General features: G+C 73.4%; 16 protein-coding genes. 7 read left to right on the forward strand and 9 right to left on the reverse strand.

The window, feature by feature from the left end; all coding sequences use genetic code 11:
- Positions 1–246: 246 nt before the first annotated feature.
- The 4 genes from LCE31_RS18260 to LCE31_RS18275 form a co-directional block, all read right to left on the reverse strand.
- Positions 247–1,416: an SIS domain-containing protein gene (locus tag LCE31_RS18260; RefSeq protein WP_225015458.1), complete on the reverse strand. Its 1,170-nt coding sequence runs from the start codon at positions 1,414–1,416 to the stop codon at positions 247–249.
- Positions 1,417–1,454: 38 nt separating this feature from the next.
- Entirely contained in the window at positions 1,455–1,637 is a 183-nt protein-coding gene (locus LCE31_RS18265) for a Trm112 family protein (protein WP_225015460.1), read from the reverse strand.
- 201 nt (positions 1,638–1,838) lie between these two features.
- Positions 1,839–3,200, reverse strand: a complete 1,362-nt coding sequence (locus LCE31_RS18270; protein ID WP_225015462.1) for a phosphomannomutase/phosphoglucomutase — start codon at positions 3,198–3,200, stop codon at positions 1,839–1,841.
- A 215-nt stretch (positions 3,201–3,415) separates the two neighbouring features.
- On the reverse strand, positions 3,416–3,838 hold the full coding sequence (locus LCE31_RS18275; RefSeq protein WP_263632003.1) for a DUF3499 domain-containing protein: 423 nt from the start codon (positions 3,836–3,838) through the stop codon (positions 3,416–3,418).
- Positions 3,839–3,996: 158 nt separating this feature from the next.
- On the opposite strand from LCE31_RS18275, the gene LCE31_RS18280 reads away from it, so the two are divergent.
- The gene (locus tag LCE31_RS18280) at positions 3,997–4,428 is read left to right on the forward strand and encodes a metallopeptidase family protein (RefSeq protein ID WP_225015481.1); all 432 of its coding nucleotides are present in this window, start codon (positions 3,997–3,999) and stop codon (positions 4,426–4,428) included.
- 147 nt (positions 4,429–4,575) lie between these two features.
- Here the strand turns inward: LCE31_RS18280 and LCE31_RS18285 are convergent, their stop codons facing one another.
- The 3 genes from LCE31_RS18285 to LCE31_RS18295 all read right to left on the reverse strand — a co-directional run bounded on the left by LCE31_RS18285 (position 4,576) and on the right by LCE31_RS18295 (position 11,526).
- On the reverse strand, positions 4,576–6,246 hold the full coding sequence (locus LCE31_RS18285; protein ID WP_225015465.1) for a DUF5719 family protein: 1,671 nt from the start codon (positions 6,244–6,246) through the stop codon (positions 4,576–4,578).
- Positions 6,243–10,436: a glycosyltransferase family 2 protein gene (locus LCE31_RS18290; RefSeq protein WP_225015468.1), complete on the reverse strand. Its 4,194-nt coding sequence runs from the start codon at positions 10,434–10,436 to the stop codon at positions 6,243–6,245. The genes LCE31_RS18285 and LCE31_RS18290 overlap by 4 nt, the downstream gene beginning before the upstream one ends.
- An 826-nt stretch (positions 10,437–11,262) precedes the next feature.
- Positions 11,263–11,526 carry a WhiB family transcriptional regulator gene (locus LCE31_RS18295; protein WP_030742398.1) on the reverse strand — a complete coding sequence of 88 codons (264 nt, stop codon included), beginning with the start codon at positions 11,524–11,526 and terminating at the stop codon, positions 11,263–11,265.
- Positions 11,527–12,310: 784 nt separating this feature from the next.
- On the opposite strand from LCE31_RS18295, the gene LCE31_RS18300 reads away from it, so the two are divergent.
- The 4 genes from LCE31_RS18300 (at position 12,311) to LCE31_RS18315 (ending at position 15,557) form a co-directional block, all read left to right on the forward strand.
- Positions 12,311–12,472 (forward strand): hypothetical protein, encoded by a 162-nt coding sequence (locus tag LCE31_RS18300; RefSeq protein ID WP_225015470.1) that lies wholly within the window; start codon positions 12,311–12,313, stop codon positions 12,470–12,472.
- Between the two features lie 140 nt (positions 12,473–12,612).
- Positions 12,613–13,224 (forward strand): cysteine dioxygenase, encoded by a 612-nt coding sequence (locus LCE31_RS18305; protein ID WP_225015472.1) that lies wholly within the window; start codon positions 12,613–12,615, stop codon positions 13,222–13,224.
- Positions 13,225–13,236: 12 nt separating this feature from the next.
- Entirely contained in the window at positions 13,237–14,193 is a 957-nt protein-coding gene (cofD, locus tag LCE31_RS18310; RefSeq protein WP_225015474.1) for a 2-phospho-L-lactate transferase, read from the forward strand.
- On the forward strand, positions 14,190–15,557 hold the full coding sequence (locus LCE31_RS18315) for a coenzyme F420-0:L-glutamate ligase (RefSeq protein WP_225015476.1): 1,368 nt from the start codon (positions 14,190–14,192) through the stop codon (positions 15,555–15,557). Before cofD ends, LCE31_RS18315 begins: the two co-directional genes overlap by 4 nt.
- 119 nt (positions 15,558–15,676) lie before the next feature.
- Here LCE31_RS18315 and LCE31_RS18320 read toward each other — a convergent pair whose 3' ends face one another.
- Both LCE31_RS18320 and LCE31_RS18325 read right to left on the reverse strand, forming a co-directional pair.
- Entirely contained in the window at positions 15,677–16,648 is a 972-nt protein-coding gene (locus LCE31_RS18320; RefSeq protein WP_225015477.1) for a DNA-3-methyladenine glycosylase family protein, read from the reverse strand.
- 213 nt (positions 16,649–16,861) lie between these two features.
- A complete protein-coding gene (locus LCE31_RS18325; protein ID WP_225015478.1) occupies positions 16,862–17,944 on the reverse strand; it encodes a nucleotidyltransferase family protein in 1,083 nt (360 codons plus the stop codon).
- 486 nt (positions 17,945–18,430) lie between these two features.
- On the opposite strand from LCE31_RS18325, the gene LCE31_RS18330 reads away from it, so the two are divergent.
- Together LCE31_RS18330 and LCE31_RS18335 are read left to right on the forward strand one after the other, a co-directional pair.
- Complete coding sequence (locus LCE31_RS18330; RefSeq protein WP_225015479.1) at positions 18,431–19,204, forward strand: TIGR03089 family protein; 774 nt, start codon at positions 18,431–18,433, stop codon at positions 19,202–19,204.
- A gap of 377 nt (positions 19,205–19,581) precedes the next feature.
- Positions 19,582–21,297, forward strand: coding sequence for an LCP family protein (locus tag LCE31_RS18335; protein WP_441349416.1), 1,716 nt, complete (start codon positions 19,582–19,584; stop codon positions 21,295–21,297).
- The last annotated feature ends 392 nt before the right edge of the window (positions 21,298–21,689 follow it).

Genomic DNA, 21,689 nt, shown 5'->3' on the forward strand with positions numbered 1-21,689 from the left:
ATTTGGTGGTGGGGCGTTCGGTGGCGGGGCGGGCGGCGGCGGGCGTTCGGTGGCGGGGCATGTGGTGCTGGGGCGTTCGGCGGCGGGCGTTCGGTGCTTCCGGGCTGGGCCGTCCGGCCCCGGGCGACCCTGCCCGAGTCCCACCGGGTGCGGCCCGGCCGCTCGGTGTCCGACAGCGTCGTCGGGCTTCCTGACGGGTGGACCGGCCCGCCTCCGCGCGGGCGGCGGCCCGGTCGGCCATGGGGGCTACGGACGTGTCAGGGGTGTCGCGAGTGCCAGGTATGCCGCCGTGAAGTCGGTGACGGCGACGAGTTCCGCGAGAGCTTCGAGTTCGCTCTCCGCCTCCGGCTCCAGTTCGCTGAGGGGCGTGTCGTGGGCGTGCGCCGCCTCGCGCGCGGCGGGCGCGGCCGAGAGGCCGCCTCCGGGGCGGTCCCGGAGCAGAACGACGCGGGCCCGCAGCGCCTCCGGGTCCTCCACGCGGTCGCGGAAGAAGTCGTCCGGGTCCGCGCCGCCCGCGAACACGCCGCGCAGCAGGGCGCCGTGCGCCGACAGCGCCTCGGGCAGTTCCGCGGCGAGCGCCGGCCTGCCCGTCAGCTCGGCGAGCACGGTGGCGAAGCGGCGTCCCACGGGGGCCGCCGCCGTGCCTTCCGTCCAGATCAGCGGCAGCGTTTCCGCGAGTTCCGCGGCGAGCGTCTTGGCGGGGTTGCTGTACGTGGCGATCGCGGGGCCGCACCGCTCGGCGACGCGGTCGAGGCGGTCCGCGAGGCCGTTGAGCGTCTCGGTGGGCGCGGTGACCAGGCCGATGCGGTCGAGGAGCACGAGGAGCGGGGTGAACAGCGCCCAGAGCGCGCCCGGGCTCGCGGGGACCGTCCGCGACGCGTCCTCGGACGGGCGCTCGTAGGGGGACTCCTGCCGCTGCCACGGCGCCGCGGCCATCGGTACGAGCAGGCCGCGGACGCCGTCGACGGTCTCCGTCAGGAGGGACCCGCCGGGCGCCACGGCGACGACGGTGCATCCCCGCCGGTACGCCTGCTCCGCGAGCAGGCCGAGGCCGGGCTCGGTGCCGTCGGTGGTGACCAGGAGCAGCAGGTCGACGGCGCCGGTCCAGCCGGGCAGCGACCAGCGCAGGGCGCCGGCCTCGGCCGTGACGCCGGTGGGACGCAGGCGGGTGACGGGCGCGACCGTTCCTGCGAGCGCGCCGACGAGGTCGGCGACGGCGGTCGCGGCGGCGCCCGACCCCGCGACCATGACGGAACGGGGACGGCCCTCGGGGTTGAGGCCACCGACCCCGGCCTCGTCCGCGTTGCGCAGCGCCGTCCGTACGCGTGCGCCCGCCTCGGCGGCGCCGCGCAGCAGACCGCGGTGGTCGGTGCGGGCCAGGGCGTCCGGGGCGTCGAGCATCGACTCGTCGAGCATGGTGTGGGCCTCCGGGTCGTCTGTACGCGTCAGCGCGTCTACGCCGGGCGGCGGGCCTCGTCCACGAGCAGTACGGGGATCTCGTCGCGCACCGGGTAGGCGAGGCCGCAGTCCTGGCTCGTGCAGACGAGCTCGGGGGTGTCCGCCGCGGTCCGGTCGTCGAGCGGCGCGTGGCAGGCCGGGCAGGCGAGGATCTCCAGGAGGCCGGCTTCGAGCGGCATGAGTGGGGGTCCCTTCGGGCTGGGTGGCTGGCCACGTCAGCGTACCGCCGGTGGCCTCGGAGTCCTCGGCGCGGTACGAACGGACCGGGCGCGACCGACGGACCGGGCACGACCGACCGGCGACGACCGACGGACAGGGCACGGCGGGCGCCCACCGACCGGCCGGGCGGCCGTGACTGCGGCCGTGGCCGTGACTGCGGTTTACTCCGCCCTGATCGTCTTCAGCGTCTCGTCCCTGACCGCCGCCATGGTCTCCGCGTCCCTTGCCTCCACGTTCAGCCGCAGCAGCGGCTCCGTGTTCGACGGGCGGACGTTCAGCCACCAGTCCTTCGTGGTGACGGTCAGGCCGTCCAGGTCGTCGAACGCCACGTCGTCCCGCCCCGCGTACGCCTCGCGTACCGCTTCCATCCGCGCGCGCTGGTCCGTGACGGTGGAGTTGATCTCGCCGGAGCCGCTGTACCGCTCGTACGCGCTCAGCAGGGACGAGAGCGGCACCTCGCCGCCACCGAGGGCGGCCAGGACGTGCAGGGCGGCCAGCATGCCCGTATCGGCGTTCCAGAAGTCCCTGAAGTAGTAGTGCGCCGAGTGTTCGCCGCCGAAGATCGCGCCCGTGCGGGCCATCTCCTGCTTGATGAACGAGTGGCCCACGCGCGTGCGGACCGGGACGCCGCCGTTCTCGCGGACGACCTCCGGCACGGACCACGACGTGATCAGGTTGTGGATGACGGTCGAGCCCGGCCGCTTCGCCAGCTCGCGGGCCGCGACGAGCGCGGTCACCGCCGACGGCGGCACGCCCTCGCCGCGCTCGTCGACCACGAAGCAGCGGTCCGCGTCGCCGTCGAACGCGAGCCCGAGGTCGGCGCCCTCCGCGAGGACCCGGGCCTGGAGGTCCCTGAGGTTCTTCGGATCGAGCGGGTTCGCCTCGTGGTTCGGGAACGTGCCGTCGAGTTCGAAGTACATCGGCACCAGGTCGAGCGGCAGGCCCTCGAAGACCGTCGGCACCGTGTGGCCCGCCATGCCGTTGCCCGCGTCGACCACGACCTTCAGGCGGCGGATCGCCGTCAGGTCGACCAGGCCGCGCAGGTACGCGGCGTACGGCGCGAGGGTGTCCTTCCTCGCGATCCGGCCGGCCCGCGAGCCCGGCAGGCCGGTGGCGAGGGTCTCCGCGACCCGGGCGCTGATCTCCCGCAGGCCCGTGTCCTGGCCGACCGGTGCGGCGCCGGCCCGGCACATCTTGATGCCGTTGTAGCGCGCGGGGTTGTGCGACGCGGTGAACATGGCGCCCGGCAGGTCCAGCGCGCCCGACGCGTAGTACAGCTGGTCCGTCGAGCACAGGCCGATGAGCGTGGCGTCAGCGCCGCGCGCCGTGGCGCCCCGGGCGAAGCTGTCCGCGAGCGCCGGTGACGACGGGCGCATGTCGTGGCCGACGACGATCTCGCGCGCCTCGGTCACCTCGGCGAACGCCGCCCCGAAGAGTTCCGCCAGCCCCTCGTCGAGCTGGTCCGGGTACACCCCGCGTACGTCGTACGCCTTCACCAGCTGGGACAGATCCGCATCAGCCACCAGGTGTCTCCTGAGTCGTTCGGACGGGCAGTCGGGCAGTCGGGCAGTCGGGCAGTCGGGCAGTCGGGCAGTCGGGCAGTCGGGCAGTCGGGCAGTCGGGCAGTCGGGATCGGCTTACCGTACCGTCGGCCTGCTCCCGGTCGGGTTCCGGCCTGCTCACGGCCTGCCCACCGCCGGTCCTCGGCCGTCGCGCGGGGGCCGGGCCGGGTGGGGACTCAGGACTCGGGGCTGCGCAGGACCCTCAGATGGCCTCTGCGGCCCACCTCGACCGGGTCGGCGCCCGGGGCGCCCTTGCCGCCCGCCTGCGCCGTGCGCTCCTGGGGCCGGGCCGCCTCGCGTACCGCGTTCGCCAGGGCTTCCAGATCGTCGCCGCTGGGGCTGGAGGGGGCCGAGGCGTCCGTCAGCCGTACGACTTCCCAGCCGCGCGGCGCCGTGAGGCGCGCGCCGTGCTCCGCGCACAGGTCGTAGCAGTGGGGTTCCGCGTAGGTGGCGAGCGGGCCGAGGACGGCGGTGGAGTCGGCATAGACGTACGTCAGCGTCGCGACGGCAGGGCGGCCGCAAGCGGTGCGCGAACAGCGACGTACAGGGCTCACGATGTTGGACGGTACCGCACTCTTGAGCGGGCCGCGACGACTCAGCTGCACGTCACCCGCCCGTGTCGCCCTGTGAGATCCGGCACAGCTGACTCTCTGTCAGGCCTGGGGAACCCTGAGCGGTCGCCCGGGCGCGCCGCATACGCCCGGGCGGCGGCCGGTACCGTCCTCGGCCGGGCGCACCGAAGTACGCTGCGTCAGTGATGGACAGCTCCGTACCGCCGCAGCACCCGGCAGAGCCGAGGCCACGCCGCCGCGACCGCCACGGCCGCGGGATGCGCGGCCCCGTCGCGCCGCCCCAGGTGCCGCTCTCCGCCAGCCGCGCCGAGATCTTCCAGGACCTGGTGCGGGACTCCGTCGACCGGCTGGAGCGCCGCTGGCCCCAGCTGGCCGACGTGGAGTTCATGGTCATGGACGTGCCGGGGACCGAGGAGGAGACAGTGCCGCTCGGCCGGTCGGTGCCGGCCGGCAAGCAGCAGCCCGCTCGCATCCTGGTCTACCGGCGGCCGGTGGAGATCAGGACGAAGAACCGCGACGAACGGGCGCTGCTCGTCCACGAGGTCGTGGTGGAGCAGGTCGCCGAGCTGCTGGGCCTCGCGCCGGAGTCCGTGGACCCGCGGTACGGGCAGGAGTAGACAGCACGGGCCGGCGCCGCCGCGCGCGGTCGGCGGTCGGCGGTCGTCATCTGTTCTCGTCAGCGATCGCCCCGCCGTCAGCGGTCCCCGTCCCTCTCCGCCTGTGTCGCGTCGCCGTCCGTGGTCGTCCGTCGTCGTCCGTCACCGTCAGTCGTCTTCCTTGAGGATCGACAGATCCTGGCTCGCCCGCGGTACCGACACCGTGCCCCGGTCGTCGGGCAGCGTCTGGACCGTGAACATCGGGATGCCGTCCTCGGGCAGCGCCAGCGTCCGGGCCGCGTAGACCGGGCCGCCCGACCGGGGCTCCACCGTCAGCGCGTACGAGCCCTTCAGCCCGTCGGGGACGGGCGGGGTGACCGCCAGGGTGGTGCCCGCCTTGACGGTGTACGTCTTCTGCGTCGCCGTGCCTCCCTGCGAGCCCGCCGACGCCGTGACCTGCACCTGCGCCGCCGCGCCCGGTGCCGCCAGCGACAGGGTGGAGCCCTTCGCCCGGTTGTCCGCGACCGTGGCGCGCGCCGAGACGGGGGCCGTCGCCGGGATGAACGCCATCTCCTTGTCGTCCCCCTTGCCGCGGACGACCTGGAGCGCGGCGACGACGGGCGTCTTCCCGCCACTTGAGGAAGGGCTGAGACTCAGGGAGCCGGCCTCGCCGCGGGTCACGTCCGCCAGGTCGACGGAGGCCGTCATCCCTGACTTGACGTGCAGCGACTCGTGTCCGGCCGGGACGATGCCGCCGGTCGGTCCGATCAGTTTGATGTTGAGGTCGGCGTCGTTCTGTCCGGGCGCGAAGGCCACGAGCCGTACGTCCGTCGCGTCCGCGGGGATGCCCGGCATGACGAGGGAGGGTGAGGGGTCGGTGGACGGGGCGAGCCAGTCGCCGCCCGTCGCGCTGTCGGAGGCGCGCAGGGCGGCACCGACCCGGCCGCTGCGAGTCGTCACGTGGACGGTCACGTCCTCCTCCGCGCTCGACGTCAGCGTGGACAGCAGGACCGGAACGCTGGAGCGGGCCGGCACGGTCAGGCCGTCGCCGGTGTCGGACTTGAGGACGCCGTTCTTCCCGTAGAGCTGGAGGTCGACGACGGCCGCCGAGTCGTCCGGGTTGGTGAGGTGGACGTAGTCCTCGCGGTTCTTCGCGGTGCTCGCGCCGGGCAGCCAGAAGTCGGTGTCCGCTGCGGTACAGGTGAGGCCGGCCAGGCCACGGCCGTCGCCGACGTCGTCGCTGCTGGTCTCCTGGGTGGTCCAGCCCGGGGCGAGGGCGCCGGTGGCGGTGCCGACGAGCGCGGTCGGATCGTCGTCCGCGGTCGCGGTGGCGGGCGTGCCCGGCTGCTTCAGGGAGAGCACCGGCTTCTGCGCGGGCTCCGCCGAGGACGAGGCCGACGGCGAAGTGGACGTGCCTCCCTTGCCGTCGGTGGCGCCCTTGCCGCTCTTGTCGTCCTTGCCCGACTTATCCGTCTTGCTCGTCTTGCCCGTCGTGCCTGTCTTGCTGGTTTTGCCGTCGTCGGCCTTGCCCGAGGGCGAGCCGGACGCCGTGCCGTCGGGTGCGGTGCCTGAGCCCGCGGGTACGAGGGCGGCCGCGCTGTCGTCGCCGGACGTCGCCGCGGTCCCTTTCGGCGTGAACGACGTGTAGGTCGTCTCGGCGGTCTGGGAGTCGCCGGGCGAGGGGCACAGCCCGTTCGACCTTTCGACCGGCAGTCGCTCGGCGGCCGGCGCCCCCGACGCGTCGCCGGACCCGCCGTCGCCAGAGGCGACCGAGGCGACCCCGGTGACCGCCACGAGGGCGACCACGGCCGCGCCCAGGGAGAGAATCGTACGGTTCACTGGTTGCTGCTCCCGTCCGGGTGCTGCGGTCGCCGGTCGCCGCCCTGGCCCTGGTCCTGGCTCTGGTCCCCGGCGTACTGCTGGTTCGGATCGTCCTGGCCCTGCTGCTGGTGCGGCAGTTGCTGCTGCTGCTGTTGCTGTTCCTGCTGGGTGCCGTAGCCGCCGTACTGGTCGTACTGGTCGTACTGGGCGGGGTCGTACTGCGCCGGGTCGTACGCGCCGCCCTGCTGCGCCGGGTCCTGGTAGGCGCCGTACCCCCACTGCTGCTGCGCGTAGGGCTGCTGTGCGTACTGCTGGTCCCCGTACTGCCGCTGGTCGCCGTACCCGTGCTGATCCCCGTACTGCTGCTGGTCGCCGTACTGCTGCTGGTCCGCGTAGGAGCCGTCCTGGTAGCCGGACGCGTCGCCGTACTGCTGCGGATAACCGGCCTGCTGCGGGTAGCCCTCCGCGGTGTAGGCGCCGTCGGCTGCCGTGTCCCACTCGGGATAGGGCTGCTGCTGGTGCGGAATCGCCCCGTACTGGCCCTGCGCGCCCGGGTCGTGGGCATCCTGGACGTTCTGAGGGTCCTGCACGTCCTGGTCCTGTGCTTCGTGGGCCGCCGCGTCCAGGTCCTGTGCGTCCCCTTCGGGGAAGCCCTGTTCCCGGGCGGGCGCGTCCTCGGCCGGGTGGTGCGGGGTGAAGACGTCCGTCTCCTCGCCGTCCCCGTCCTCGTAGGCGCCGGTCACGGGCTGCTCGCCCGTGCCGTGGCCGGAGGTGCCGTAGGCGCCCGTTCCGTACTGGTCGGCCGTCCCCGGTGCCTCGTAGGGGTCCTCGGTCCCGTAGCCGCCGCCGGTGCGGCCGGCGGCCGACGCGGCCTCCGCCTCGGCTGCCGCCGCTTCGGCCTCGGCCGCCGCGCGCAGCCTGCGCGCCCTGCGGCCCTCCCCCTCGAGTGCCTCCGGCGGAACGGCGGCCAGCGCCTCCTCCGGCAGGTCGTCGTCGACGTTGCGCCGTCCGCCCGGCAGGGCGAGGACGAGCAGTACGAGGCCGAGCAGACCCTGGAACCACACCCACGCGGTGTGGGTGATCGGCTCGTCGTAGGCGAGGTCGAGGGTGCCGCCGTTCGCGGGCAGTTGGAAGCCCTGCGCCCAGCCGTCGACGGTGGTCCTGGTCAGCGGCTTGCCGTCGAGGGTCGCCTGCCAGCCGTCCGAGGCGCTGTCGGCGATCCGCAGGACGCGGCCCGCCCGACCGGCGGGAATCCTGGTGTGCGCGCCGACCGACGAGGCGGCCACGGAGACCGGTGGCGCCGTGCTGCCCGTGTCGGCGGCGGACCCGCCTTCGGCCGGCGGGACGATCATGACGCGGGACACCTGCTGGTCGATCCGCCACAGCTCGCTGCCGTCCAGCTGGCTGAGCCTGCTCAGGCCGGGGGTGGCGTCGAGGACGCGGCTCATGTCGTGCGGGGCGCCGTCCCTCAGGAGGACGTAGCGGATGGCGAACCCGCGCAGCTGGGTGGTCTGGTCGGCGCCGGAGCCGGCGACGAGGTTCGCGACGACCTTGTCGAGCTTCGGATCGTCGCCCGCCGCCCTCGTCAGCTCGCCGTCGCCGAGCCTCGCGCCCTCGCCGCGTACCAGGCTGTACGCGACCGAGCCCGGTGAGGTGCCGCTCAGCACGAGCGTGCGCGGCTGGTCGGAGGTGGTGGACTCCTCGGCGACGAACGCGGGCACCTGGGTGGCGTCCGTGCGCTCCAGCGGCCCGGCCGCGCCGGTGATCATCCAGCTGAACGCGGCCACGAGGGGCGCGATCCCGGCCAGGACGGCGATGAGCGCGGCGGTCGGCTGCCGCCAGCCGAAGCTCATCTCGGCGACCCGCAGCCGCGCCCCGTCCGCGCCCACGAGTCCCGCGGCGAGCAGCGCGACCGCGTAGACGAGCGTCGCGGGCCCGGCCCAGCCGGAGTGGTTGGTGGCGACGGCGAAGACGAGCGCCACGACGGCTGCGACCCACGCGGTCCGTACGGCGAAGGCCCGTTCCGTACGCAGCAGGGCGGCGAGCCCCGCGAGGACGACGCCGATCATCACGACGCCGCCGACGGCCTTGGGGCCGCCCGGGTCCATCCCGAGCAGGTCGAGCGCGGACGCGGAGCCCGTACCGAAGTCGAGGCCCGCTTCCCTCAGGAAGTCGCGGGGGCTGGTGAGCAGCGTCAGCGACCACGGCGCGAGCAGCACCATCGGCGTGACGAGCGCGGCCAGGACGCGGAGCCCGTACGCGGTGAACTCGCGGCGGCGCAGGACGAGCACGCCGAGGCCGAGGACCAGCGAGAGCGGCCACACGACGGGCGTGAACGCGGTCGTGACGGTGAGCAGGAAGGTGTACGCCCAGGTCGCGCGCCAGGTGCCGCGTCCGCTGCCGCGCAGCCCGTACGCGGAGACCGCGGCCCGCGCGGCGACCGGCAGCAGGATCACGAGGACGGCGGTGCCGAGGCGGCCCGTCGCGAGCGCGCCGGTCGCGGCGGGCAGGAAGGCGTAGACGACGGCGGCCCAGGCCCGCAGCAGGCGGGACGGGACCAGGGAGCGGGACGCGAAGTACGCGCTGACGCCCGCGAGCGGCACGGAGCACACCAGCAGCACGGTCAGCGCGAACCCGGTCGAGCCGAGGAACAGCACGGAGAGGCTGGCGAGGATCGCGAGGTAGGGGGGCGCCGTCTCGGTGCCGCCTGTGCCGACCGCGTGCCAGGAGTCCGCGTACCGGTCCCACAGGTCGAAGAGGTGCTCCGGGGCCGGCAGCAGGGCGCCGCCCGCGAGGGAGCCGCCGCTGAGCAGGGCGCGGCAGGCGACGAGCGAGAAGACCAGCAGGACCGCGAAGAGCACGGGGCCGGGCTTTCGCGCGAGCTTCTTCACCCGCGCGAACTGCTCGATCTCCATGTAGTCGGCGTCCTCGCCGCCGGGCCCCGACTCCACGACGCCGTGGCGCGAGCCGCCGGTCTCGGAGTCGGCCGCGCCGCCCGCGCCGAGGCTCGCCGCCGCCTGTTCGACGGTGGCCCTGATGGTGGCGCCCGGCGGCGGGAACAGCGGCCGCAGTTCGGCGAAGTCGACGGCGGAGCCGGCGCGCGCGCGCCGCCCCGCCCTGATCCTGCCGGGCCGCAGCAGGGTGGCGGACAGCCCCATGACCTCGTCCACGGCCTGGCCCGGCGCTTTGGCGAGCAGGTAGCCGAGGGTCCGCAGGAGGGTGCCGACGACGAGCCGCAGCAGTACCCACGGGAGGGCGGCGCCCCGGGCGTTGGCGAGCATCGTGTAGGCGGCACCCGCCTTGTCGACGCGGTGCGGGTTGGTGGCGGAGCGGCCCACGCAGTCGACGGTGCGGCGCTCGCGCGAGGCGGCTTCCGCGTGCCGCAGGACGGCGTCGGGCGCGACGAGCACCCGGTGGCCCGCCGCGTGCGCGCGCCAGCACAGGTCGACGTCGTCGCGCATGAGGGGCAGGCTCCGGTCGAAGCCACCCAGTTCCTCCCACACGTCGCGGCGCACGAGCATGCCGGCGGTGGAGACGGACAGGACGGTGCGGACCTGGTCGTGCTGGCCCTGATCCTGTTCGCGCCGGTCGAGTCCGGTCCAGCGGCGGCCGCTGTTGGCGATGGAGACGCCGACTTCCAGAAGCTGTCTTCTGTCGTACCAGCCGCGCAGTTTGGGGCCGACGACGGCGGCGTGGGCGTCGGAGTCCGCGACGCGCAGCAGTTCGGCGAGGGCGTCGGGCGCGGGCGCGCAGTCGTCGTGGAGGAACCAGAGCCACTGCACCGGTTCGCCGTGCGGCAGTTCCGGCATGTCGTACGCCTCGTCGTGCCAGGTGCGCGAGACCGGGTCCCAGCTGTTCGGCCGCCGCAGGTAGGGCAGGTCGTCGGGGGTCAGGACGGGCGCGGTGCGTACGGCTTCCTCGACGGCGGTGCCGAATCCGGACCTGCGGGCGAGGTGCAGGACGCGCTCGTCGCCGAACGCCTCGGTCAGCAGCTGCGCGGAGTTGTCCGCGCTGCCGGTGTCGGCGGCGACGACGTTCTGTACGGGTCGTTCCTGGCCGGCCAGGCCCGCGAGGGCGTCGGGCAGCCAGCGCGCGCCGTCGTGCGAGACGAGCACCGCGGTCACCACATGGCGCGGGTACTCGGGGGGCGTGGCGGGCGCGAAACCGCCCGCGGTGGCGGGAACGAACGCTGCGGTGGTGGCGGACATCGAGGTGAAGGGCCCTCCGGCCGGGGGTTCCGCCCTCCAGGGGGCGCTGAGCGTCAGGGACGGGCCACCACACTAACGGTAGGGACAAATGCGGGACGCCGAGCGCCGGATGAGGGGGCCCGCGAGGGCCGGGACGGGCACGGAGCCCCGGGCGCGGACGGGCGGCGCGGCTCACGATGACGGTCCGTCTGCCGCGCCGTGGGGGCGGGTGACGGACCGTGGGCCGGACGGGCGGCCTCGGGAGCGGGCCGGCAGCGGCGCGACATATGGGGCATGTGCGAGATAGGCGTGATGCGCGTGTGGTGCGTGAAAGGTGCGTGACGCGCGAGAAGTCCGTCATGCGCCGGACGCGCGGGCCGGTGACGGTCGTCCGCGGTGAGGGCGAGGCGTCAGCGGCATCGGCGGCGGTACGGGTGGCCGATCGTCCCGGCGAAGGCGGTACGTCAACGTGCCGGCGGCCGATGGGGGTGCGGGTGCGGCGATTCCGACAGAGGCGGTACGTCAGCGGCGCTGACGGCGCCTGCGGCTGCGGCTGCGGCTGCGGCGATTCAGGCTGCCGTTACTGCGGTCGAGGGCACACTCTCCGGTCGTCCGACCGCTTCGAGCGCTCGGTCACCTCGACCGCTCGGTCACCTCGACCGCCCGGTCGCCTCGCACGGTTCGACGGCGCCGCCCGCCTTCGAAGGTGCCGAGGGCTCAGGTCGCCCGCGCGGTCGCGTCGGTCCCCAGTCGACGCGAGGGCAGTACGAGCGGGGTGCGCCCGCCGCGTGGAACCGCCGTACGGGCCGGCCGCGGGACTGCCCTCCGGACTGCGCGCTGCGGCAGTTCAGATCGCTGCCTTCTTCAAGCGGCGGCGTTCGCGCTCGGACAAACCGCCCCAGATGCCGAATCTTTCATCGTTGGCGAGAGCGTACTCAAGGCATTCCGAGCGGACTTCGCAGGCGAGGCAGACCTTCTTGGCCTCGCGGGTCGATCCGCCCTTCTCCGGGAAGAAGGACTCGGGATCGGTCTGTGCGCACAAGGCGCGCTCCTGCCAGCCGAGTTCCTCTTCCGCGTCCTCGACCAGCAGTTGCTGGAACAGCTCGGTCATGTGCGCCCCTCGTCTGTCTTCGCGTCCCCGTGGTAGGGCCGAACGGCCTTTTCCGGTCGAACGACACGGGTGAAATTACAAGTGTGTAGCTCCGGGGCCGTCAAGCGGAGGTCTGCTATTGGGCCCGGTATTCACTCTGCGGAACCAAGGCTATGCGGAAAGTGTTCAAATCACCAAAAAACTGACACATGCCACTGGCCTGCCCCCGCACCCTTCCCGACGTGGCCAGTCATTGAGAAAGACGCGGCCCGCGCCCGCGCGGTTGAAATCCGAGGGACAAAGCGATCGGGATCACAACCCGGTCACGGATACACGGCAGGGTTTACGTGCGCCGTTCCTGCGCCATGTCTCCCGACCTGGACACACGCAAACCTCCGGCCGGAAGAAACAACCGGTTAAGGTGAACAAATGCCGCCAAACCGGTCATCGAGTTGACATCGACCCGGCCCATTCGCCACCTTTGGGTCATGCCAGCGACCCTTTCGCGCCCCGCGACCCACGTCCGTGGACACCGCAGTGCTGCCCAGGTCAGCTGTTGTTGTGCCACTTCCGGCTGTTTCCGCCGCTCCTGAGGCACCCCGGCGACCGACCGTCACCGCGGTCGTCGCGCCGGCCGCTGACAGCGGCACACCGAGGATTCCCCTCGCCCGAGTCCGAGACCGCCGCCACCTCCTGACGCGCCCCCGACCGGGCCGCATCACCCGTCGCGGCTCCTGCCACTCCTCACGGGATCTCCATCCATGGTCCCGACGGTGACGACCGGCATCGCGGGGAATGTCGCGACATGGACGGTGACACCCACGGCGGCCCGGCGGACACGCACGGGTCGGCGCACTCGGCACCAGGACACCGCATGACGCCGCACGCCACCGCACGACGCCGCACCCGGAACAACAGCGGAACAACAGCGGAACAGCGGCGGGCGGCAGGCGGCGGCAATCCGTGACGCCGGGCAAGACGGCGGTCCGCCGCCGGTAATCCACGGAGCAATTCGGACGCGGAATCGAACGCCGCAATCGCTTTCTTTCCCTGACGATTTTCTGCACAACTTCTGACCGATTCCTTACCGAGGGACCGCGCAACCGAATGAACAGCGACAGTGACCTCCAGATCGCCGGAGATCTCTTCGAGGTCGAGCACCTGCTCCTGCCACCGCGTGAGCACCCCGGGACCGTGGCGGAGTTCGCCGGTCTCGCGCGGTCGATCGCGGCGGACCGGGACATGTGGGAGCACCTCGTCCGCTACGACGCCGCCAGCCGCTGGTACCACCGGCTGCGGACCGGTCCCGGCTACGAGGTCTGGCTCCTGTCCTGGGTGCCGGGACAGGGCAGCGGACCGCACGGGCACGGTCGCTCGGCCGGCGTCCTGACCGTCCTCGCGGGTGAACTGACGGAGCGTACGGAAGGCACGAAACGCGCGGAGGGCGCCGGACGGGCGGAGCGGGCGGACCGCGCGCTCGCGGCCGGGACGCAGCGCGTGTACCCGCCGGGGTACGCGCACGAGGTGGTCAACGCGTCGCTGGAACCCGCCGTGAGCCTGCACGTCTACTACCCGGGCCTGACGGAGATGCCGATGCGGACGTTCCCCGCGGCCGGGCACGGCGCGCGGGCGGATACGGCCGCCGCGGCGGAGGCGGGAGCGCAGGCCCCGGCGGGAGCCGTCGCGCCGGGCGCGGGGCAGGCTGTCGTACCCGGCTGACACACTTGGCGCATGCGCATTGTGGTTCTGGCCGGCGGCATCGGCGGCGCCCGTTTCCTGCGTGGCCTGAAGCAGGCCGCGCCGGACGCGGACGTGACGGTGATCGGCAACACCGGAGACGACATCCATCTGTTCGGGCTGAAGATCTGCCCGGACCTCGACACGGTGATGTACACCCTCGGCGGGGGCATCAACGAGGAGCAGGGCTGGGGGCGTACGGACGAGACGTTCGCGGTCAAGTCCGAGCTCGCGGCGTACGGCGTGGGGCCCGAGTGGTTCGGGCTCGGCGACCGCGACTTCGCCACGCACATCGTCCGGACGCAGATGCTCGGCGCGGGCTACCCGCTCAGCGCGGTCACCGAGGCGCTGTGTGCCCGCTGGCAGCCCGGCGTGCGGCTGCTGCCGATGTCGGACGACCGCGTGGAGACGCATGTCGCCGTCGACATCGACGGGGAGCGCAAGGCCGTGCACTTCCAGGAGTACTGGGTGAAGATGCGCGCGTCCGTGGACGCGCAGGCCGTCGTGCCGGTCGGCGCGGACCGGGCGAAGCCCGCGCCCGGCGTGCTGGAGGCCATCGCCGCTGCCGACATCGTCCTCTTCCCGCCGTCCAACCCGGTCGTCAGCATCGGCACGATCCTCGCGGTCCCCGGTGTCCGCGAGGCGATCGCGGACGCGGGCGTTCCGGTGGTCGGCCTCTCCCCCATCGTCGGGGACGCCCCCGTGCGCGGGATGGCCGACAAGGTGCTGGCCGCGGTCGGCGTCGAGTCGACGGCGTCGGCGGTCGCCCGGCACTACGGGTCGGGGCTGCTCGACGGCTGGCTGGTGGACACGGTGGACGCGGCGGCCGTGCCGGAGATCGAGGCGGCGGGCATCCGCGCGCGTGCCGTGCCGCTGATGATGACGGACCTGGAGGCGACGGCCGCGATGGCCCGCGAGGCGCTGGCACTGGCCGGGGAGGTACGCGCGTGAGCGACGGTGTCCCGGGCCCGGCGGCCTACACGGTGAGGGCGCTGGGCGCGGCGTTCCCCGAGGTGCGTGAGGGCGACGACCTGGCGAAGCTGATCGCCGCCGCGGCCAGGCCCGGACTCGTCGACGGCGACATCCTGCTCGTCACGTCGAAGATCGTCTCCAAGGCCGAGGGGCGGATCGTCCTGGCCGACGACCGGGAGTCGGCGATCGACGCGGAGACGGTGCGCGTCGTCGCGCGCCGGGGCACGCTGCGGATCGTGGAGAACCGGCAGGGCCTCGTCATGGCCGCGGCAGGCGTCGACGCGTCGAACACCCCCGCGGGCACGGTGCTGCTGCTGCCGGAGGACCCCGACGCGTCGGCGCGCGCGATCCGCGCGCGGCTGCGCCAGGACCTCGGGGTCGAGGTGGGCGTGATCGTCACCGACACGTTCGGGCGCCCCTGGCGCAACGGGCTGACGGACGTCGCGATCGGCGCCGCCGGAGTGCGGGTCCTGGAGGACCTGCGCGGCGAGCGGGACGCGCACGGGAATCTGATGTCCGCGACGGTGGTCGCGCTGGCGGACGAACTCGCGTCGGCGGGCGACCTGGTGAAGGGCAAGGCCGCCGGGATGCCGGTGGCCGTCGTCAGCGGGCTCGCCCATCTCGTGGACATGGACGCCTCCCCGGATGCCGCCTCCGGCTCCTCTCCGGACGCCGGTGAGGGCGCGTCGGGCGCGCGGGAGCTGGTGCGGGTCGCCGCCGACGACATGTTCCGGCTCGGTACCTCGGAGGCGGTCCGCGAAGCGGTCGGGCTGCGCCGTACCGTACGGGAGTTCACGGCGGACCCGGTGGACCCCGGCGCCGTGCGGCGCGCGGTCGCCGCGGCGGTCACCGCGCCCGCGCCGCACCACACGACGCCCTGGCGGTTCGTGCTGCTGGAGTCGGACCGGGCGCGGACGCGGCTGCTCGACGCGATGCGCGACGCCTGGATCGGGGACCTGCGGCGCGACGGCAAGTCGGAGGAGTCCGTGGCGAAGCGCGTCCGGCGGGGCGATGTGCTGCGCAGGGCGCCCTGCCTGGTGGTGCCGTGCCTGGTGACGGACGGCTCGCACACGTACGGCGACCCGCGGCGTGACGCGGCGGAGCGCGAGATGTTCGTCGTGGCGATGGGCGCGGGGGTGCAGAACTTCCTGGTGGCACTGGCGGGCGAGCAGTTGGGCTCCGCCTGGGTGTCGTCGACGATGTTCTGCCGCGACGTGGTGCGGGAGGCGCTGTCGCTGCCCGGCGGCTGGGACCCGATGGGGGCCGTCGCGGTGGGCCGTGCGGCGTCCCCGGCCCCGCCGCGCCCGGAGCGCCCCGTGGAGGAGTTCGTCACGGTGCGGTGAAGGGCGGACGGCGCTCTTTGCCGGACGAGGCCCGGCCCTCAGAGCCCCCAGTCCTCAGAGCCCCCGGCGCGCAGGACTCCCGGTGCGCTGGGGTCCCGGGTCGTCGCGGCGGGAGGCTCTCACCACCGTGTGATGTCGCCCACCGCCTGGCGCGGCGCCCTGCGGGCCGGGAGCCGGCCGCTGAGCAGGATCAGGCGTACGGCGCGGTGCCGCTGGCCCGCGTAGGGCGCGAGGAGCTCCAGCATGCGGGCGTCGTCGGCGTCGCGCTCGCCCGCCAGGACGTGGCCCACGATGCCCGGCAGGTGCAGGTCCCCGACCGTCACCGCGTCGGCGGCGCCGTTCGTGCGCTGGACCACCTCCGCCGCCGTCCACGGGCCGATGCCCGCGATCAGGCACAGCCGCTCCAGCGCGGCCTCCGGCTCCATCGCCGCCGCCTCCTCCAGGCGGGCCGCGACACGCACGGCGCGCAGGATGGTGGACGAGCGCTTCTCCTCGACGTTCGCCCGGTGCCACTCCCACGACGGAATCCGGGCCCACGTCCGGGGGTCCGGCATGACGTAGAGGTCGTCGGCGGGGCCCGGCGCGGGTTCGCCGTACTTGCGTACGAGCGTCCGCCACGAGCGGTACGCGCCGATCGTCGTGACCTTCTGCTCCAGCACCGCCGGGATCAGCGACTCCAGTACCAGACCGGTGCGGCACAGCCGCAGCCCGGGGCGGCTGCGGCCCGCCGCGAGGACCGCCCTGTGGCGCGGCACGAAGACCGCCGGATCGTCCGACTCCCCCAGCATGTGCGGGAGTTGGCCGAGCAGCCAGTCGGCCCCCGCACCCCAGGCCTCCGCCTCGACCGAGTCGTCCGCGCGCTGGACGAGCCGGACCGTGGCCGGGCCCGCCGGGGTCCTGCTGGCCCGCCAGACCGCGCCGTCCGGCGTCTGACGGAACGTCGGGTCGGCCGGGCCCCTGCGCAGGGGCCCGAGCACGAGGCCGAGGTCGTAGGGGCCCTCCGGCGGTGTCCACCGCCGGCGGACACCGGGGCCGGCCGCGGCGCGGACACGGACGACCGACCTCGGGCGGGGAGCGAAACGGCCGGCCATCAGTCCTCGGGTGCGGTGGGATCGGTGTCGTGGTCACGGTGGCGTCGCAGCCACCGGTGGCATGGTGGTCGCCTGTGACGCCCTGGCCACCTGTGGCGTCGTGGTCACGGGTGACGCGTCGGGCCACAGGTTGCGCCCCGGGCCAGAGGTGACACGGGGCAGGTGGTCGTACCGAGCGTACGGGGTGGCCGGAGGTGGCCCGCGGGGCGACCCTTACGCGTCGGAGGAGAAGCGGATCGCGGCGTCCGGCAGCGACGCCCCGCACCAGATCCGGGCGCCTTCGTGCAGTTCGTTGTCCGCGCCCACCCGCGCGCCGTCGCCGACGACCGCGCCCCGCAGCACGGTACGGGCGCCGACGCGGGCCGCCCGGCCGACCATCGAGTCCGTGACGACGGCGCCGGGTCCGACGACCGCGTCGTCCAGGACCGTCGAACCCTCGATGGCGGCGCCCTCGCCGATCACGGCCCCCGCGCCGATCACCGTGCCGCCGGTCAGCTTCGCGCCCGGCGCCACCTCGGCCGAGGGGAGCACCAGCGCTTCCCCGCAGCGCCCGGGGACGGCGGGCGAGGGCGCAAGGCCGAGGACGAGGTCCGCAGAGCCCCTGATGAACGCCTGAGGGGTACCGAGGTCGAGCCAGTACGTCGAGTCGACCATGCCCTGGAGATGGGCGCCGTCGGCGAGGAGCCCGGGGAACGTCTCGCGCTCCACGGACACCGGCCGTCCGGCCGGGATCGCGTCGATCACGGACCTCCTGAAGACGTAGGCGCCCGCGTTGATCTGGTCGGTGACGATCTCCTCCGGGGTCTGGGGCTTTTCGAGGAACGCCGTCACCCTGCCCGTGCCGTCGGTCGGTACCAGGCCGAAGGCGCGCGGGTCCTGGACGCGGGTCAGATGGAGCGAGACGTCCGCGCCGGCCGAGCGGTGCTCAGCGACCAGGGCCCGGATGTCCAGGCCCGTCAGGATGTCCCCGTTGAAGATCAGTACGGGCTCGTCGGGGCGCGAGTCCAGCCGTTCCGCGACATTGCGGATCGCGCCGCCCGTACCGAGCGGCTCGACCTCCGTCACGTACTCCAGACGCAGGCCGAGCGCGGCGCCGTCGCCGAAGTACGGTTCGAACACCTCGGCCAGATAGGACGTGGCGAGTACCACGTGCTCCACTCCGGCCGCCCGCGCGCGGGCCAGCTGGTGGGTGAGGAACGGCACGCCGGCCGCCGGGACCATCGGTTTCGGCGTGTGCACGGTCAGCGGCCGCAGCCGGGTGCCCTTGCCTCCGACCAGGAGGATCGCCTCAGTCACCTGTTGTCTCTGCTTCCTGCCGGGGGCGTCGTCCCGCCGCGGTCTTCGCCGCGGCGAGGGTTTGCCATGTGTTGCCGTTGTCTTGGAGCGTTCCATTCGTACACCGGTACCCAGCATTCCGATCACCGGACCACTGGATCACCGGACCAACGGACAAGCGGACTGACTGATCGCCGGACGAGAGGACCAGAGGACCAGAGGACCAGCCGACCGGTGGACCAGCAGAACAACGGATCACCGCATCACCGCATCAACGGACTGGCGGACCATCGGACGGCCGGACCGGTGAACGTCTCGATCAGCGGACGACCGGACCAGCGGACAGCCGGACCGTCGGACAGCCGGATCAGCGAACGCCAGAACCAACGGATCGGCGGATCGGCGGATCGGCGGATCGGCGGACCAGGCGATCAACAGACAGCACGATCACCGGACCAGCCGATGAGACGATCAGCCGTTCGGGGCGGGCGAAGTACGCTGTCGGGCGTGAACCCCAGTGAACGCACCCCCGCGGACCTGCTGCGCTCCGCGCTCGCCGCGGACCCGGCCCGGCCCTTGGTCACCTTCTACGACGACGCGACCGGGGAACGGGTCGAGCTGTCCGTGGCGACCTTCTCGAACTGGGTGGCCAAGACGGCCAACCTCCTCCAGGACGACCTGTCGGCGGGTCCCGGCGACCGGCTCGCGCTGCTGCTGCCCGCGCACTGGCAGACCGCCGTGTGGCTGCTCGCCTGCGCGTCGGTCGGCGTGACGGCGGAGGTCGGCGGCGATCCTGCGGACGCGGACGTCGTCGTCAGCGGACCTGACACCCTCGATGTGGCGCGCGCCTGCGGCGGCGAGCGGGTGGCGCTCGCGCTGCGCCCGCTCGGCGGCCGGTTCCCCGAACCGCCCGAGGGCTTCGTCGACTACGCCGTCGAGGTTCCCTCGCACGGCGACCGGTTCGTACCGTACGCGCCGGTCGACCCGTCGGGGATCGCGCTGCGCGTCCCCGGCGACGCGGGCGGGAAGGGGCTCACGGAGCTGACGGCGACCGCGCTCGTGGAGCGCGCCGCCGCCGACGCGGAGCGGCGCGGGCTCGCCCCGGGCTCCCGCCTGCTGTCGGGGCTGCCGTACGACACGTGGGAGGGGCTGTCGGCCGGGCTGTACGCGCCGCTCGCGGCGGACGGCTCCGTGGTGCTGTGCCGGAACCTGGAGAAGCTGTCGGCCGAAGGCCTCGCCCAGCGCGTGGCGAGCGAACGGGTCACCGACCGCGCCGTCTGAGCCCCGGACGTCGCCGAGCGCGCTTCGGAGTGCGCACGTACGTGCCGTCGCCGCCCGGTGGCGCTGTGTTGTCCCGGCCCCCGGCCGGGGAACGCCAACGGCGTTGCCACAGGGGGCGATCCGCCCGAACGTGCAACCAACCGCCCTTTCCGGCCGTCTACTCGTAGGACCGGCGGCGCCTCACGCCACCGAAGTATCGAAGGACGGACACTGACGTGACCGAGCGGGCCGGAGGCGCCGTGGGAAGCGGCACAGGCGGCATAGGCAGCGAAGGCGGCGGCGACGACGGCGGGCAGGTCCCGGCCTCCCGCGCGCAGGGGCCGGAGGACGCGGGGAGCCGGGAGAGCGGCTCCGCCGAGGGCTCTGACATCGATGCCATACCGGCGGACGACGCCGTGGACGACGCCGCGCACGCCCCCGGCGACGCGACCCCGGGCGACAGCGACAGCGGGCCCGTCCCCACGGACGCCGCCGGCGAACCGGCCGTCGGCAACGCCACAGAAACAGACACGACCGCGAACGCCACCGCGAACGCAGACGCGACCGCGAACGCCACCGCAGACGCAGACGCAGACGCTGAGACAGACACCGGGACAGGCGCGGAAACAGGTGCGGAGGCGGGCCAGGACTCGGACACCGGCGGCGCCCTCCACACCGGCGCCGTCGCGGAGGCCGCCGCGGCCGGGTCCGCGCCGACTCCCGCCGTACGCAAGGGTGGTGGCGGCAGCCACACCGGGACGCCTGGGAAGGTTCCGCGTCCGCGCAAGCGGCGTACGTGGCTGCGGTGGGTCGCGGGCGGTGTCGGTGTCGTGGTGCTCGCCACCGCCGGTGCGGGCTGGTGGTTCTACCAGAAGCTCGACGCCAACATCACCATCGACACCAACGCAGCCGCGCAGTTGCAGACGTACGAGAAGGAGCGCCCCACCCCGGTGGCGCTCGACGCGCTGAACATCCTGCTCATCGGGTCGGACAGCCGCTCGGGCAAGGGGAACGCGAAGTACGGGCACGACGAGGGCGGTACGGCGCGCTCCGACACCACGATCCTTCTGCATCTGGCCGCGGACCGGAAGAGCGCGACCGCCGTGTCGATACCGCGCGACCTGATGGTGCACATACCGAGTTGCGGCAAGCCCGGCGGTTCGACGACGAAGGCACAGTTCGCGCAGTTCAACTGGGCCTTCGAGTTCGGTGGTACGGCCTGCACGACCCGCACCGTGGAGCAGTTGACCGGGGTGCGGATCGACCACGAGATGGTCATCGACTTCAGTGGCTTCAAGGACATGGTCAACGCGGTCGGCGGTGTGCAGGTGTGTCTCGCGGAACCGGTGGACGACCAGGACGCACACCTCAAGCTGCCGGCGGGCAAGCAGACCGTGAACGGTGAGCAGGCCCTCGGCTTCGTCCGCGCGCGGCACGGTTTCGGCGACGGCAGTGACACGGGGCGCATCACACGCCAGCAGGGCTTCCTGGGCGCGCTGTTCACCAAAGTGCAGAGCAACGGCGTGCTGCTGAACCCGACTCGGCTGTACCCGGTGCTGGACGCGGCCACCAAGGCGATCACCACGGACCCGGGGCTCGACAGTTTGCGAGATCTCTACAACCTCGCGCACTCGATGCGGGACGTGCCGTCCGACAAGGTGCAGTTCCTGACCGTGCCGCAGCAGCCGTACGGACCCGATCCCAACCGTGACGAGCTGGTGCAGCCGGAGGCGGACCAGCTCTTCGGGCAGTTGCGGGACGACGCCCCTGTCACGGTGCGGGCGTCGGGCTCTCCGACGGCCCCCGGCGGGTCGCCCTCCGCGACGTCGTCGGCGTCCCCGTCCGGGGCGACGGCCGGGAAGACAGCCGGATCGACGTCGGGATCGACGGCCGGATCAGCGACCGGCTCGGCGTCCGGATCACCGACCGGATCGGCCGGATCAGCGACCGCGAATGGCGGTAAAGACTCCGGCAAATCAAGCGACACGCCGAACCGGAGCCCCAGTGGCACCGTCTCAACCTCTGGAGCACCCACCGCTTCCGGCGGGACGGCGACCACAACACCCGGTCCGACGTACACGGGAACCAACGCGAGTGTCGGCCTGTGCGAGTGAGGCTCGTGTGTGTGAACCGTGACGACGGGGAGCCGCAAGGCTCACGAGGATTGGGCGTATTGCCCGCTTGTAAGAACGCGGGAGTCCGGCACTGACGTCGCTCGACGGTGAAGTGGACGGATAGTGTGACGCGATCCGGTGCATTCGGCCGCCTGCCGCGCGCCGCCGGATCGAATGACCTGGCGCCTGAGGGGAGGCGCCCCACGTGGCACCGACGGAGGATTCAGGCAACCGTGGATGCACAGAACCGTGGGCGGGGCGAGATCGATCCCGCCGACCAGTGGGTCCTCAACCCGGAGACCGGCAACTACGAGCTGCGACTGGACAACCCCGCAACGCAGCCGCCGCCACCCCGGTCGGGCGGGGCACCGGGGCCGCGCGCGCGACGTCCT

Origin of the sequence: Streptomyces sp. 8L, from assembly GCF_020176795.1 — a bacterium.
Lineage (GTDB): Bacteria > Actinomycetota > Actinomycetes > Streptomycetales > Streptomycetaceae > Streptomyces.